The sequence below is a fragment of the Thermobifida cellulosilytica TB100 genome, assembly GCF_001517975.1.
GTDB classification, from domain to species: Bacteria; Actinomycetota; Actinomycetes; order Streptosporangiales; family Streptosporangiaceae; genus Thermobifida; species Thermobifida cellulosilytica.
The window spans coordinates 62,753-76,913 of the sequence record NZ_KQ950183.1; the positions used below are offsets into that span (position 1 = coordinate 62,753).

Genomic DNA, 14,161 nt, shown 5'->3' on the forward strand with positions numbered 1-14,161 from the left:
GGGGAGGCCCACTCCCGCGGGGCCGTGGCGGCCCGCCGCTCCCACTGCCGCGCCATCCGGTCGCGGGTGGCCGACCACCCCGCCTCGACCGAGGTGGTGAACCGCTCCCAGCGCTGCCGGCGCCGCAGCCGGGCCGCGGCGCGGTCGCGGGCGCGCTGGGCGGCGCCCGCCTGGACCGCGCCGGGAAGCAGGAGCACCGCCGTGACCAGGGCCGCCCGGGTGCCGCGCGCGGTGCGCTCGCCGCGCAGCGCCGTGGCGCGCTGCTCGTTCCACCACTGGGCGCGGGCCGCGTCGCCGCGCTGCCCGGGCAGCCACGCCTGCGCCCACAGCAGCCGCCGGTAGCGCGCCGTCGCCTCGGGGTCCAGGACGAGTTCGGCGGCGCGCGCCCAGGCCGCGTCCCAGTCGTGCTCCTCGGGCCGGGTGAAGCCCGGGGCGCCGGCCAGGCCCCGCACGGTGGCGCGCACCTGGCGCATGACGAGCGGCACCTCGTGGTGGACCAGTTGCAGCAACTGGCAGCGGCGGGTCTCCTGACTGCGGCATCCGGGGTGGTCGCACCAGTGCCGGGCCGCCGACTCCAGGGCGCCGGACTCGATCGCCTCGCGCAGCACGGCCTGCTGGGTGCTCTCGCCCCGGGCCAGCTCCAGCACCCCCTCGGCGCTGACCAGGTGGCCGCGGTAGCGCGGGGGCAGGCCGGGCACGTACTGGGCGGCCAGCGCGCTGATCGCGGCGTGCGCCGATCCGGGGTCCCTGCGGAGCCGTTCCAGCGGTGCGGGGTCGAAGGTGAGGTCGCGCACCTCGCGGTCCAGCCAGGTGCGCAGCTCCTGGTGGCGGTGCTGGAGCCAGACCGCCCCCTTGTCGAAGCGGTCCATCAGGTCGAAGGCGAGGCTGGGCGGGTCCTCGTGGGACATGCCCTCGAAGGTGATCGGCCGGTGCCGCCGCGGCTTGGCCACGGTGGGGCGCTCGCCGCGCAGCCACTGGCGCACCTGGGCGTCGCCCCAGCGGGCCTTGGGGTCGGGGGTGAGCAGGCCGCGGACCAGCAGCCGCCAGTGCTCGTCGGCCACGGCGGAGACGTCCACCTCGCTGCTGCGGGCGGTCAGCCAGTTGCCGCTGCGCGGGGGCCGCCGCCCGGTGACCAGCTCGTGGGCGATGACCCCCAGCGACCACCACGCGGCCGGGGCCTCGCGGCGGCCCTCGACGACCTCGGGCGCGGCGTAGGCCTCGGTGACGGCCTGGCCGCCGTAGACCTGGCTCATGGTCGCGCGCACCGCGCCGCCGAAGTCGGTCAGCGCGAACACCGGCGGGTCCAGGGAGCGGACGAGCAGGTTCTCCGGCTTGACGTCGGTGTGGTTGTAGTTCAGCGACTGCTGCCAGTGGCGCAGGCAGTCGGCGACGGCCCCGACGACCGCGCGGGCGCGGTCGTCGGGGAGCGGGGCCTGGTCGATGAGGGTGCGCAGGGAGCCCAGCGCGAAGAACTCCTGGGCCTCCCAGGCGATCTCCTCGCCCCAGGGGGTCCGGGCGTGCCCGTAGCCGTGGACGGCGGGGACGTGCGGGCCGGGCGAGCGCAGGGCGCGCAGCCGGTCCAGCAGGTCCCGGTTGAGGTCGTGGCCCTCCCGGTACAGCTTGAGGGCGATCTGCTGGTCGCCGCCGTCGGCGGGCACGGCCCGGTAGACCACGGCCTCGCCGCCCGCGCCGACGTACTCCTGCACGGTGTAGCGCTCGCGCAGCTCGGCGGGGATGCGGTACTCGACCTCGCTGGCCGGCCCCTCCAGGACCCGCCAGGCGAGGCGGCCCAGCACCCCCCGGCGGCGGGCGGGCGCGGTCAGCACCGCGGTGCGCCCGGGGTCGGCGTCGAGCCGCCGGGTGGCACCGGGGCGCAGCAGAGCGGTGAGCCTGCGGGTCACGCCCGGTTCGGACGCGGTGATCCGGACGGTCGGCTCCGCGGCGTCGATCCTGCGGGTGGTGGAGTCGGGGTTGGAGGGTTCGGGGACAGCCATCGGGAAGCGACGCTCCAGGGACGGTTGGGCCGGTGGTCCCGGCCCTTCTCAGGGTAGGCGACCGGCGGACGCTGCGCCGGTCTCTGCGGCACGGGTCGTCCTGTTGGACGCAGCGCAGCGCGCCGCGGATGCGTCCGGAGCGGATTTCTGCCGGAGCCGTCCGGTGCGGCGGGGCCGCACGGGCGGTCAGTGCCCGCCCTCGCCCTCCCCGCGCGGGGCCACGCCGAGGCGCTCGCAGGCCTCCTGGTAGAGCCGGACCACCTCGGCGCGGATCTGGGCGCGTTCGGTGAGCGGCTGCGACCAGGGGACGCGCACCTCGACCTCGCGGCCGTCGACGGTGGCGGCGTACTCGCCCGCGGTGCCGTCCAGGCCGGTCATCCGCGCCGCGGTCGCCTCCGGGAGGCCGCCGAAGGCGCGGACGATCAGCAGGGTGTCCTCGGGGTGGTCGTCGTTCATGTGCCTGGTGACGGCGGCGACGACCTCGGGGGAGAACGGGTTGGCGGACACGCCGGGAGTCCTTTCGTGTGCGGGTGGACCGGGCCGCCGGCGCACCGGCCGACGGCCCCACCACGATAGCGGGAGCCCTGGCGGGGGCCCCGCGGCGGCCGTGTCCGCGCGGGGGTCAGCCCTGCTGGAGGGTGAACTCGGCGTCGATCTCGATCGAGATCTTGTCGCCGACGACCACGCCGCCGCCCTCCATCGGCATGTGGATGTCCACGCCGAACTCCTTGCGGCTGATCTGGGTCTCGGCGTGGAAGCCCGCGCGCTTCATGCCGTAGGGGTCGGTGGTGGAGCCGTTGAACTCCAGGGTCAGCTCCACCGGGCGGGTGTTGCCCTTGATGGTCAGGTCGCCGGTCAGGACGAAGTCCTCGCCCCGCTGGCTCAGCCCGGTGGAGACGAAGGTGAACTCCGGGTGGTTGGCGACGTCGAAGAAGTCGGCGGAGCGGACGTGCTCGTCGCGCTGGGCGTTGTTGGTGTTGATGGAGCTGGCGTCGATGGTGGCGGTCACCGAGGACTCCAGCGGGTTCTCCGGCACGGTCAGCGTGGCGTCGAACTTCTCGAAGCGGCCCCGCACCTTGCTGACCATCATGTGGCGCACCGAGAAGCCGATCTCGGAGTGGGCGGCGTCGATGGTCCAGGTGCCTGCGGGAAGCTGCTGTTCGGGCATGGTGGTCTCCCAGGGGTTCGCCGGTGGGGTGCGCCGCTGTTGTTCAAGAGGTAACAACGTCGCCAGAATCTTCTTCCTGGGAAGATAACTTAACGTGCGAAAACGGGTGGCGCAAGTACGATGGCGGCCATGAACGAGGTCAACTGGCTCAGTGCGGAAGAACAACGCATCTGGCGCAGCTTCCTCGCAGCCACCTCCCTCCTCCAGGAGCGCCTCGACCGGGACCTGCAACGCAGGAACGGCCTCACGCTCGTGGAGTACGCGATCCTGGTCCACCTGTCCGAGGCCGAGGGGCGGCGGATGCGCATGCGCTCCCTCGCCGACACGGTGATCGTCTCCAAGAGCCGCCTGTCCCACCAGGTGGCCCGCCTGGAGCGGGACGGCTACGTGCGCCGGGAGGACTGCATGGAGGACCGCCGCGGCTTCTGGGCGGTGCTCACCGACAAGGGGGCCGAGGTGCTGCGCGCCGCCGCGCCGGGCCACGTCGCCCAGGTGCGCAAGTACCTGTTCGACCAGCTCAGCCAGGCCCAGACGGCCGAGTTCGGCGAGATCGTGACCACTGTGGAGCGCCGACTGCGCGACTCCTCCTCCGACTGAGCGCAAAGCCGCCGCGAAAACCCCGCCAGGACGTCGGGCGGACCCGTGAAGACGCAGTAAAGTCACGGGTGTGGCTGGACCTACCATCATCGGCGCGCAGCACTTCCGGAACGACGACGGCAGCGCCGACCCCAGGGTGCGCGAGAAGCTCGACGCCTACGTGAGAGGACGGGTCGGAGACCGCCAGGTGCTGGAGGCGCTGCGCAAGTCGCGGCTGCTGGTCCCGGTGGTGGCCCGGCCGGTCAAGACCGCCCAGGGCCCCGACGGGCGCCCCCGCGAAAAGCGCAGCGAGGTCGCGATGCCCGTCCTCATCGGCAAGGACGGACGGCGCGGAGTCCTCGCCTTCACCTCGGTGGACACCGTCAGGCGCTGGCGGGAGGACGCCCGGCCGATCCCGGTCACCACCCAGGACGCCTGCCGCGCCGCCTTCGAGGACAACGCCGACGCCGTCGTCATCGACGTCGCCGGACCCGTGACCTACGCCATCCAGGGCCGCTTCCTGAGCGCCCTCGCCGAGCACGGCATGGTGCCCGCCCCCAAGGACGACCCGCAGGTCCTCGCACTGATCTACCGCATCACCCACACCGAGTTCGGCATCGAGCGGGTCCGCATCCACGACTCCGAGCGCGCCGACATCGGCATCCGGCTGGAGCTGGAGCGGCGCGACGACGAGGCCATCCGCAACGTCGCCGAGCGCCTGGCCTCCGAGCTGGCCGTCATCCTGCCCGGCGGCGTCGAGCTGAGCGCCGTGGTCCGCGCCCGCCGCGACAGGTGAGCCCCGCCCCGCCCGGGTGAGCGGCCCGGCCGGAGCGGGACCCCGGAGCGCCGTCCACAGCCGGACGGTCCGGCCCCGTACGGCCCGGGAGGGACGGCAGAATGCCGGACATGCCCTCCGCCCTGCTGCTCGCCGCGGCCTTGGCCCTCCTCGGCGGCCTGCTGGCCCACCACGCCGGACGCGTCGTCGTGCTCTTCGCGGCCCACGACCCCGACAGCGACGCCGGACCGCCCCCGCATGCCTGCCCGGGTCGGGCCGCGCCGTGCCCTGGGCGCGCTGGTCGCCGCTGCCGTGGCGGCTCGTCCTCACCGGACGCGGCCCCGGCGGAGAACCGGTGCGCGCCCCCCGCCCCGTCGTGCTCGCCGCCGCCGCGGCGTTCGCGGCGGTCGGCCTCGCCTCGGCGCAGCGTCCCCCCGCCGAGACCGCGGCCCTGGCCTTCCTCGCCCTGTGGGGCGTCCTGCTCTCCGCCGTCGACCTGCGCGTCAGACGGCTGCCCGACGCGCTGGTCCGCCCCGCCTACCCGGTGGCGCTGGCACTGCTGGGCGGTACCGCCCTCACCGTCCCCCACGGCCGCAGCGCGTTCCTCGGCGCGCTCGTCGGCATGGCCTGCCTGTGGGCCTTCTACTGGCTGCTGTGGTTCGTCTACCCGGCGGGCATGGGCTGGGGCGACGTCAAACTCTCCGGACTGGTCGGCCTCTACCTGGGCTGGGCCGGCCCGGGACCGGCGGTCAGCGGCGCCTTCGCCGCGTTCCTGGCCTCCTCGTGCGTGGGCCTGGTGCTCGTCCTGCTGGGGCGCGCCGGGCGCAGGACCGAGCTGCCCTTCGGGCCGTTCATGGTCGGCGGCGCGCTCGCCGTGCTCCTCCTGGGCGACCCGCTCGCGCCGCTCACCGGCTGGGACGGGCGCGGGTGACCAAGGGGTGAGACCGATGTCGCTGTCCGGCGCGGGACGTGAAAAGATCGGAACCATGTTGCGCTGGCTGACCGCTGGGGAGTCCCACGGACCGGCACTCGTCGCGATCGTGGAGGGCCTACCGGCCGGCGTGTCCGTCACCTCGGACGACATCGCCGCCGCGCTGCTCCGCCGCCGCGCCGGGTACGGTCGGGGCGCCCGCATGAAATTCGAGAAGGACGAGGTCTCCGTCATCGGAGGCATCCGGCACGGCCGCACCCTGGGCGGACCGGTGGCCATCGAGGTGGGCAACACCGAGTGGCCCAAGTGGGAGAAGGTCATGGCTCCCGACCCGGTACCCGCCGAGGAGCTGGAGGGCGTGGCGCGCAACGCCCCGCTGACCCGCCCCCGCCCCGGCCACGCCGACCTCGTCGGCATGCAGAAGTACGGCTACGACGAGGCCCGTCCGATCCTGGAGCGCGCCAGCGCCCGGGAGACCGCCGCCCGCGTCGCGCTCGGCGAGGTCGCCCGCCAGTTCCTCCGCCAGGCGATCGGCGTCGAGATCGTCAGCCACGTCGTGGCGATGGGCAGCGTCTCGGTGCCCGACGACGCGCCCGTCCCGGGGCCCGAGGACCTGCCCCGCGTGGACGCCGACCCGGTCCGCTGCTTCGACCCCGAGGCCAGCGCCCGCATGGTCGCCGAGGTGGACGACACCCGCAAGACCGGCGACACCCTCGGCGGCGTGGTCGAGGTCATCGCCTACGGGCTGCCGCCCGGCCTGGGCAGCCACGTCCACTGGGACCGCCGCCTCGACGCGCGCCTGGCCGGGGCGCTCATGGGCATCCAGGCCATCAAGGGCGTGGAGTTCGGCGACGGCTTCCGCACCGCGGCGCGGCGCGGCTCGGCCGCCCACGACGAGATCGAGCCCGGCCCCGACGGGGTGCGCCGCCGCACCAACCGCGCGGGCGGCGTCGAGGGCGGCATGAGCACCGGCGACCCGCTGCGGATGCGTGCCGCGATGAAGCCCATCGCCACCGTGCCCCGCGCCCTGGACACCATCGACGTGACCACCGGCGAGCCCGCCCAGGCCCACCACCAGCGCAGCGACGTCACCGCGGTGCCCGCTGCGGGCGTGGTCGCCGAGGCCATGGTCGCCCTGGTGCTGGCCGACGCGGCCCTGGAGAAGTTCGGCGGGGACTCGGTCGCCGAGACCGCCCGCAACCTGCGCGGCTACCTGGACTCGCTGGCCGTCCGGTGACCGCGCCCCTGGGAGGCAGAGGAGTTCCCCGATGAGCAGACCCCTCGCGGTGCTGATCGGCTCGCCCGGATCCGGCAAGTCGACCGTGGGCCGCGCACTCGCCGACCTGCTCGGCGTCGACCTGCTCGACACCGACGCCGAGATCGAGAAGCGCGCGGGCAAGCCCATCGGCGACATCTTCGTCGAGGACGGCGAGGAGGCGTTCCGGGCGATGGAGCGCCAGGTCGTCGCCGAGGCGCTGGCCGAGGCCACCGGAGTGGTGGCCCTCGGCGGCGGCGCGGTCCTCGACGAGCGCACCCGCGCCGACCTCGCCGGACACCGCGTCGTCTACCTCCAGGTGGAGTTCGCCGACGCGGCCCGGCGGGTGGGCCTGGACACCGCCCGCCCCCTGCTGCTGGGCAACCCGCGCGCCCGCCTCAAGGCGCTCCTCAAGGAGCGCCTGCCCATCTACGAGAGCCTGGCCACGATCACCGTGTCCACCAGCGAGCACTCCCCCGAGGAGGCCGCCGGGAGGATCGCGGAGGAGCTGCGCGGCAGCAACGGCTGAACCGTCGGCCGCCGCTGTCGCGCGGGCACGGCGGCCGACGAGCGGTGCGGCAGCCGTGCCCCGTCCCCGGCCGGGCGCCCATCGAAGTCGTACGTCAACCAGTGGAGCAGACATGACGGTTACCCGCATCGGAGTCGGCGGCACCTCCGCGCCCTACGACGTGGTCGTGGGCCACGGCGTCCTGGCGGAGCTGCCCGCCCTGGTGGGGGAGCGGGCGCAGCGGGTCGCGGTCGTCCACCCGGACGGCCTCGACGCCCTCGCCCAGCCGGTGTGCAAGGTGCTCCGCTCGGCCGGCTACGAGGTCCACCCCCTGGCCGTCCCCGACGGGGAGGCCGCCAAGGACGTGTCGGTGGCCGCGCGGCTGTGGGCCGAGCTCGGCCGGGCCGCCTTCACCCGCACCGACGCGGTCGTGGGTGTCGGCGGGGGCGCCACCACCGACCTGGCCGGGTTCGTCGCGGCGACCTGGCTGCGCGGGGTGCGCGTGGTCCTGGTGCCCACCACCCTGCTCGGCATGGTCGACGCCGCGGTCGGCGGCAAGACCGGCATCAACACCGCCGAGGGCAAGAACCTCGTCGGCGCGTTCCACCCGCCCGCGGGAGTGCTGTGCGACCTCGACACGCTGTCCTCCCTGCCGCGCGCCGACTACATCGGCGGACTCGCCGAGATCGTCAAGGCCGGGTTCATCGCCGACCCGGTCATCCTCGACCTGGTCGAGGCCGACCCCGAGGCCGCCGCCCGCCCCGACGGTCGGCACACCCGGGAACTCGTCGAGCGCGCCGTCGCGGTCAAGGCCGACGTCGTCTCCTCCGACCTGCGCGAGAGCGGCCGGCGCGAGATCCTCAACTACGGCCACACCCTCGGCCACGCCATCGAGCGCGCCGAGAACTACACCTTCCGGCACGGCTACGCGATCGCGATCGGCATGGTCTTCGCCGCCGAGCTGTCCCGCCTGGACGGCCGCATCGACGAGGCAGCCGTGCAGCGGCACCGCGACATCCTGGAGTCGGTGGGGCTCCCGGTGCGCTACCGCGCCGACGCCTGGCCCGCGCTGCGCGACACGATGCGGGTGGACAAGAAGGCCCGCGGCGCGACCCTGCGCTTCGTGGTGCTGGACCGCCTCGCCGAGCCCGCGATCCTGGCCGGCCCCTCCGACGCGCTGCTGGCCGAGGCGTACCGGGCGGTGGGCGACACCGCGCCGGACGTGCCCGACACCCACTAGACTCACACGCAGGAGCGGTTCTGCCCGCTCGTCACGATCGCCCGGGTTCGACCGGGCGCAGCGGGCCGGACAGCGATCCCCCGCACCCGTGGCCGCGGCCACGGACCATCGGACTGTGTGCCCTACTGGCTGAGAGAGACGACCGAAGTGGCGACGACGAACGACCTCAAGAACGGCATGACCCTCAGGCTCGACGGTGGTGAGCTGTGGAACGTCGTTGAATTCCAGCACGTCAAGCCGGGTAAGGGCGGCGCATTCGTGCGCACCAAGCTGAAGAACGTCACCTCCGGCAAGGTGGTGGACAAGACCTTCAACGCGGGCGTCAAGGTCGAGGTCGCCACGGTCGACCGGCGCGAGATGCAGTACCTCTACGCCGACGGCGACTCCTACATCTTCATGGACAACGAGACCTACGACCAGATCTACGTCCCCCGCGAGGTCGTCGGCGACAACGCCAACTACCTGCTGGAGGGCGCCGTCGTGACGGTCGCCGTCAACGAGGGCACCCCGCTCTACATCGAGCTTCCCGCCTCCGTCGAGCTCACCATCTCCCAGACCGACCCCGGCCTCCAGGGCGACCGCTCCACCGGCGGCACCAAGCCCGCCACCCTGGAGACCGGAGCCGTCATCCAGGTCCCGCTGTTCATCTCCACCGGGGACAAGGTCAAGGTCGACACCCGGTCCGGCGAATACCTGGGCCGCGTCAACTGATGCGGGGGTCACGGCACAAGGCCCGGCTGCGCGCGGTCGAGGTGCTCTACGAGGCCGAGGTCCGCGGGGTACCGGTCGCCGACGTGCTCGAACGCCGCCGGGCGCAGGCCGAGCCACCGATCAACGAGTTCACCGAGCGGCTCGCCACCCGGGTGGACGAGCACCGCAAGCGGATCGACGAACTGCTGGAGACCTACTCCATCGGCTGGACGCTGGAGCGCATGCCGGTGGTGGACCGCAACATCCTGCGGGTCGGCGCCTACGAACTGCTGTGGGACGACGACATCCCCGACGGGGTGGCCATCGCCGAGGCGGTGGCCATGGCCAAGGAGCTGTCCACCGACGAGTCGCCGGTCTTCGTCAACGGCCTGCTCTCCCGCATGATGGAGAACAAGGCGTCACTGTCGCTGTAGCGTCGCCCCGCGACGCGCGGGGCAGGGGAAAGGACTCGCATCGTGGACTCCTCCACCGTCGGCTCCCGGCGAGCCCCCAGTGCCGCGCGCACCGCAGTGGTCTGGGAGGCGCTGACCGCGGAACTGGACCGGGCGGCCGAGGAGTCCACCGGCCCCCTGGAGATCGTCGACGCGGGCGGCGGCACCGGCGGTGCCGCCGTGCCCCTCGCCCGGCTCGGCCACCGGGTGACGGTGGTCGACCCCAGCCCCGACTCCCTGGCCGCGCTGAAGCGGCGCGCCACCGAGGCCGGGGTGCAGGTGAACGCCGTCCAGGGGGACACCCGCGACCTGCGCGAACTGGTGCCCGAGGCCGGCGCCCACCTGGTCCTGGTGCACAACGTCCTGGAGTACGTGGACGACCCGCTGGCCGCGCTGCGCGACGTCGTCCCCGTCACCCGCCCCGGGGGAGCGGTCAGCGTGCTGACGGCCAACGCCGTGGCGGCGGTCCTGCACCGCGCGCTGGCCGGGCACCTCGCCGACGCCCTGGCGCTGCTGGAGTCGGACGACGGCCGGTGGGGACCGGGCGACCCGATGCCGCGCCGCCTGACCGCCGAACGGCTCACCGAGCTGGTCCGCGCGGCGGGGCTGGAAGCGGAGCGGCCCCGCGGCGTGCGGGTGCTGGGCGACCTGCTGCCCGGCCGGGTGTTCGAGGACCCGCAGACCCCCGAGATCCTCGTCGCCCTGGAGAAGGCGGCCTCGGCCCACCCCGAGCTGTCGGGCGTCGCCACCCAGTTGCACCTGATCGCCCGGCGTCCGGCCTGACCCGGGCCCTCCGCCGTACTGTCCGCACCCCCTGGTAGAACAGCACCGGAACGGACCTCGGGGGGAGGGACGCGATGAGCCGTCGGCAGCTCGAACGGGGCGAGCCGGTGCGCGGCGCGCTGACCGACGAGGGCATCGTCCCGCTGGACGGCCGCCCGGTCGACGACGCCGACTGCACGGTGCTCCACATCGACATGGACGCCTTCTTCAGCAGCGTGGAGGAGCTGCGCCACCCGGAGGTGCGGGGCCGTCCGGTGATCGTGGGCGGCACCGGGCCGCGCGGCGTGGTCGCCGCCGCCAACTACCCGGCCCGCCGCCGCGGCGTGCACTCGGCGATGCCCATGTCCCGGGCGCTGCGGCTCTGCCCGCACGCGGTGGTCTTCCCGCCCGACCTGCCCGCCTACCGGCGCATCTCCGCCCGCGTCATGGACATCCTGCGCTCGGTCACCCCGCAGGTGGAGCAGATCTCCGTCGACGAGGCCTTCCTGGACGTGACGGGCGCGGACCGCCGTCTGGGTGGACCGGTGCGCATCGCCCGGCGCATCCGCGACCGCATCCGCACCGAGCACGGGCTGACCTGCTCGGTCGGGGTGGCGGCCACCAAGTTCGTCGCCAAGCTCGCCTCCACCCGCTGCAAGCCCGACGGGCTGCTGGTGGTCCCCACCGCCCACACCACCACGTTCCTGCACCCGCTGCCCGTGGGCGCGCTGTGGGGCGTGGGCGAGCGCACCGAGCAGGCGCTGCGCCGCATGGGGCTGCGCACCGTCGGCGACGTGGCCCGGACCCCGCCCGAAACGCTCCGCCACGAACTGGGCAGGGCGCTGGGCAGCCGCCTCGCCGAACTGGCGTGGGGGCGCGACCCGCGCCCGGTCGCCCCCGACAGCGTCGACAAGAGCGTCAGCACCGAGGAGACCTTCGACACCGACGTCCGCGACCCGGAGCGGATCCGCCGGGAACTGCTGCGGCTGTCGGAGAAGGTCGCCCGGCGGCTGCGCGCCGCCGGGAACGCCGGGCGCACGGTGGGGATCAAGCTGCGCCGCGCCGACTTCGCCACGGTAACCCGCTCCCGGACCCTGCCCGAACCCACCGACGTGGCCCGGGAGATCGCCGGGGCCGCCCGGGAGCTCTACGCCGCCTCCGGACTGCTGGGAACCCCGCTGCGCCTGGTGGGCGTCAGAGTGGAGGGACTGGTCCCCGCCGACCGGGTCCACCACCAGTTGGCGCTGGACGAGGAGGAGACGGGATGGCGCACGGTCGAGAGGGTGCAGGACGAGGTGGTCCGCCGCTTCGGCGCGGAGGCGCTCAGGCCGGCGTCGCTGGCTCTCCGTGACGAGGACGACGTATGATACGGCATCTTTTCCGTGCCGTGAGCGTTGCACGAGGGGGAGGGAGCGGCCGCGGTCGGCCGCGCCGAACCGGGGACGGGGCTCCCCGGGACGGGGGAAGAGAGGGACGTGCTGGTGAGAGCCGACAAGGTCGGGGGTACTGTGGTCAGTGAAAGGGACTCGTGCGCGTATCTTTTCTTTCCACGAAGCGCTAAGTCCCCGTATTCTGGGCATATCACAGGCCATCAGATAGTTGTTCAGCACCCGTTGCCCCACCCGGGGACTGCTTTTGGGAGGCGCCGTGCCGCTCTCTGAACACGAGCAGCGCATGCTCGAACAGATCGAGCGGGCGCTGTATGCGGAGGACCCGAAGTTCGCGAACACCGTACGGCAGACGAACCCGCAGGTCCACTACAAGCGTCGGCTCATCAAGGCGTCGGCCGGTTTCGTGGCCGGTATCGGCCTCCTCCTGGGAGGCATGGTCTTCCAGACGGTGCTGGTCAGCGTCGTCGGGTTCATCATCATGCTGGTGTGTGCCCTGTGGGGGTTGTCCGGGTGGCGGCGTGCCGCCGGGAGCAGTGCCATCGGCGCCGACAGGGAGGCGAAGCGTCGGCAGCGCCCCGGGATGATGGACCGGTTCGAGGAGCGCTGGCGCCGCCGCCAGGAGGGCGAACAGTAGCAGACGTGAACGTGGATCCGGTCCGCCCGGTGCGGACCGCTCCTCCCCCCGTGGTCATGCGTGTGGGGCGCGGCGGACGCCGCGCCCCACACGCATGACCACGCCCGGCACGGCCCACAGGGAGCGGGGCAGCACCGCCGCGCGGACGCGGACCGGCAGGCCGCAGGCGGCGGCCAGGGCGCGCCGCACGGTCCGGCAGTCCTCGGCCAGGCCGACGGCTGTGACGGCGGGGGGACGGGGGGAGTAGCGCACCGCCTCCTCGGCCGCCACGATCCGGTGCAGGGCCTCGCGGGCCGGCCCCTCCGGCAGCCCTCCGGAGGCCAGGGAGCGCTCCACCGCGCGCGGACTGAGCGCCGCATTCCACTCCAGCCCCAGGTCGACGACGTCGTCGCGCAGCTCTGCCCAGGCGGCCCGCGCCGCCCCGGAGGCGTCGCGGACCCGCCGCCACCGCAGGGCGCGCACCAGGCGCCGCAGCAGGGCGGGCACGGCCAGCAGGACGGCGGCGCCGGCCGAGGCGGCGGCGACCACCGCAGCGTGCGCCGACCCGCCGTCGCGGCCCCCGCGGTCGGCGGCGGGGCTCTCCTCGGGCTGCTCGGCCTCCGCGGAGGCGGTCGGGCTCGCCGGGGAGGGGGCCTGCTCGGGCGAGGCCGACTCCTCCTCGGGCGCAGCGGTGGCCTGCGGCTCCCGGGAAGGCGTGGGGTCCGGGGCGGGGGCGGTGTAGGCGGGGGCGGAGGCGTTCGGCTGGCCCTCTCCCGGGGTCGGCTCGAACCGCAGCCACCCGTACCCCGGGAAGTACAGCTCCGGCCAGGCGTGGGCGTCGCCCTGGCGCACCGTCCAGCGGTCGGTGCCGACGTTCTCGCCCGCGGTGTAGCCCACCGCGACCCGCGCGGGGATGCCCAGGTACCGGGCCATGACCGCCATCGCCGAGGCGAAGTGCTGGCAGTAGCCGGTCCTGCTGTCCCGCAGGAAGTGGACGAGCGGGTCGGCTCCGGAGGGGACCTGCGGCGGGTCCAGGTCGTAGGTGAAGTCGCCGCCGGTGAACCAGTCCTGGAGGGCGAGCGCCTGGTCGAAGGAGGTCTCGGCCCTGGCCGTGACCCTCTCGGCCAGTTGCTCCACCTCCCCCGGCAGCGGGGGGAGGTCCAGGTAGCGCTGGTCGACCCGGAGGCGCCCCGTGCTCCCGGCCGAGCGCAGCGCCTCCCCGTCGGGCACCGAGGCGGCGCTGGTCACCGTGTAGGTGAGCCCGGAGGCGTCCCCGGCGGGGGAGAACACCATGAGCGTGTCGGGGTCCACGTACCACTCGCCGTCCACCCGCACGTCGCTGCTGGGATAGGGCAGCGGCAGGAAGTCCATGCCCCGGACCTCGGTGGAGACGGTGATCTCCGTGGTCACCAGCTCGCCCGAGGAGGCCCCGGAAGACCCCGGGGGACGGGGGATCACGCCGTCCAGCAGGTGGTCGGGGGAGGCCTGCACCGGCGACATCGTCCACGTCTCGCCGTCGAAGGAGTCGAGCACGTGCGTGCGCAGGTACTCGGGGGTGGGGTCGTCGGTCCGGTAGTCCAGGACCCGGCGGTCGCCGCCCGAGGTCAGGGAGCCGCGCAGGCTCGTCAGCGGGTCCACCGTGGTCACCGTCTGCCCGCCCGCCCGCAACTGCTCGACCAGGGAGTACACCGAACCGCCGGTCAGACCGGGCACGAGGGCGGGCAGCAGCAGGGCCAGCACCACGCAGACCGCGGCGGTCCCCGCGGCGCCCAGCCCCCACAGCCCCGCCGCGGCGGCCGTGCCGGC

At 74.2% G+C, this 14,161-nt stretch carries 15 protein-coding genes; 11 read left to right on the forward strand and 4 right to left on the reverse strand.

Annotation, left to right across the window (positions count from 1 at the left end):
- The 3 genes from AC529_RS12980 to AC529_RS12990 all read right to left on the reverse strand — a co-directional run.
- A partial coding sequence (locus AC529_RS12980) for a protein kinase domain-containing protein (RefSeq protein ID WP_068757590.1) occupies window positions 1-1,994 on the reverse strand: 1,994 nt, incomplete at its 3' end.
- Between the two features lie 186 nt (window positions 1,995-2,180).
- A complete protein-coding gene (locus AC529_RS12985) occupies window positions 2,181-2,501 on the reverse strand; it encodes a DUF2470 domain-containing protein (protein WP_083948194.1) in 321 nt (106 codons plus the stop codon).
- A gap of 115 nt (window positions 2,502-2,616) precedes the next feature.
- On the reverse strand, window positions 2,617-3,162 hold the full coding sequence (locus tag AC529_RS12990; protein ID WP_068757034.1) for a YceI family protein: 546 nt from the start codon (window positions 3,160-3,162) through the stop codon (window positions 2,617-2,619).
- Window positions 3,163-3,282: 120 nt separating this feature from the next.
- Here AC529_RS12990 and AC529_RS12995 point away from each other — a divergent pair, with 120 nt between their 5' ends.
- The 11 genes from AC529_RS12995 (at window position 3,283) to AC529_RS13045 (ending at window position 12,376) form a co-directional block, all read left to right on the forward strand.
- The gene (locus AC529_RS12995) at window positions 3,283-3,759 is read left to right on the forward strand and encodes a MarR family winged helix-turn-helix transcriptional regulator (RefSeq protein ID WP_068757036.1); all 477 of its coding nucleotides are present in this window, start codon (window positions 3,283-3,285) and stop codon (window positions 3,757-3,759) included.
- Between the two features lie 70 nt (window positions 3,760-3,829).
- Complete coding sequence (locus tag AC529_RS13000) at window positions 3,830-4,534, forward strand: SseB family protein (RefSeq protein WP_068757038.1); 705 nt, start codon at window positions 3,830-3,832, stop codon at window positions 4,532-4,534.
- Between the two features lie 262 nt (window positions 4,535-4,796).
- Entirely contained in the window at window positions 4,797-5,444 is a 648-nt protein-coding gene (locus tag AC529_RS13005) for a prepilin peptidase (RefSeq protein WP_232306726.1), read from the forward strand.
- 55 nt (window positions 5,445-5,499) lie between these two features.
- Complete coding sequence (gene aroC, locus AC529_RS13010; RefSeq protein WP_068757594.1) at window positions 5,500-6,681, forward strand: chorismate synthase; 1,182 nt, start codon at window positions 5,500-5,502, stop codon at window positions 6,679-6,681.
- A gap of 31 nt (window positions 6,682-6,712) precedes the next feature.
- Window positions 6,713-7,228 (forward strand): shikimate kinase, encoded by a 516-nt coding sequence (locus AC529_RS13015; RefSeq protein WP_083948195.1) that lies wholly within the window; start codon window positions 6,713-6,715, stop codon window positions 7,226-7,228.
- Between the two features lie 112 nt (window positions 7,229-7,340).
- Entirely contained in the window at window positions 7,341-8,447 is a 1,107-nt protein-coding gene (gene aroB / locus AC529_RS13020; protein ID WP_068757040.1) for a 3-dehydroquinate synthase, read from the forward strand.
- A 147-nt stretch (window positions 8,448-8,594) separates the two neighbouring features.
- The gene (efp, locus tag AC529_RS13025) at window positions 8,595-9,158 is read left to right on the forward strand and encodes an elongation factor P (RefSeq protein ID WP_068757042.1); all 564 of its coding nucleotides are present in this window, start codon (window positions 8,595-8,597) and stop codon (window positions 9,156-9,158) included.
- Window positions 9,158-9,571, forward strand: coding sequence for a transcription antitermination factor NusB (gene nusB / locus AC529_RS13030; protein ID WP_068757045.1), 414 nt, complete (start codon window positions 9,158-9,160; stop codon window positions 9,569-9,571). Before efp ends, nusB begins: the two co-directional genes overlap by 1 nt.
- A 42-nt stretch (window positions 9,572-9,613) precedes the next feature.
- Complete coding sequence (locus AC529_RS13035) at window positions 9,614-10,372, forward strand: methyltransferase domain-containing protein (protein WP_068757047.1); 759 nt, start codon at window positions 9,614-9,616, stop codon at window positions 10,370-10,372.
- Between the two features lie 74 nt (window positions 10,373-10,446).
- On the forward strand, window positions 10,447-11,718 hold the full coding sequence (locus AC529_RS13040) for a DNA polymerase IV (protein WP_198156415.1): 1,272 nt from the start codon (window positions 10,447-10,449) through the stop codon (window positions 11,716-11,718).
- Window positions 11,719-11,998: 280 nt separating this feature from the next.
- Window positions 11,999-12,376, forward strand: coding sequence for a DUF3040 domain-containing protein (locus AC529_RS13045; RefSeq protein ID WP_068757049.1), 378 nt, complete (start codon window positions 11,999-12,001; stop codon window positions 12,374-12,376).
- A gap of 54 nt (window positions 12,377-12,430) precedes the next feature.
- Here the strand turns inward: AC529_RS13045 and AC529_RS13050 are convergent.
- Window positions 12,431-14,161, reverse strand: a 1,731-nt coding sequence (locus tag AC529_RS13050) for a transglutaminaseTgpA domain-containing protein (protein ID WP_068757051.1), incomplete at its 5' end; no start/stop codon positions are given.

Excerpts from the sequence above, each read along its gene's own strand:
- AC529_RS12995 (WP_068757036.1), top strand. The coding sequence starts at position 3,283 with ATGGCGGCCATGAACGAGGTCAACTGGCTCAGTGCGGAAGAACAACGC.
- aroB (WP_068757040.1), top strand. The coding sequence starts at position 7,341 with ATGACGGTTACCCGCATCGGAGTCGGCGGCACCTCCGCGCCCTACGAC.
- AC529_RS12990 (WP_068757034.1), bottom strand. The coding sequence starts at position 3,162 with ATGCCCGAACAGCAGCTTCCCGCAGGCACCTGGACCATCGACGCCGCC.
- nusB (WP_068757045.1), top strand. The coding sequence starts at position 9,158 with ATGCGGGGGTCACGGCACAAGGCCCGGCTGCGCGCGGTCGAGGTGCTC.
- AC529_RS13040 (WP_198156415.1), top strand. The coding sequence starts at position 10,447 with ATGAGCCGTCGGCAGCTCGAACGGGGCGAGCCGGTGCGCGGCGCGCTG.
- aroC (WP_068757594.1), top strand. The coding sequence starts at position 5,500 with ATGTTGCGCTGGCTGACCGCTGGGGAGTCCCACGGACCGGCACTCGTC.
- AC529_RS13015 (WP_083948195.1), top strand. The coding sequence starts at position 6,713 with ATGAGCAGACCCCTCGCGGTGCTGATCGGCTCGCCCGGATCCGGCAAG.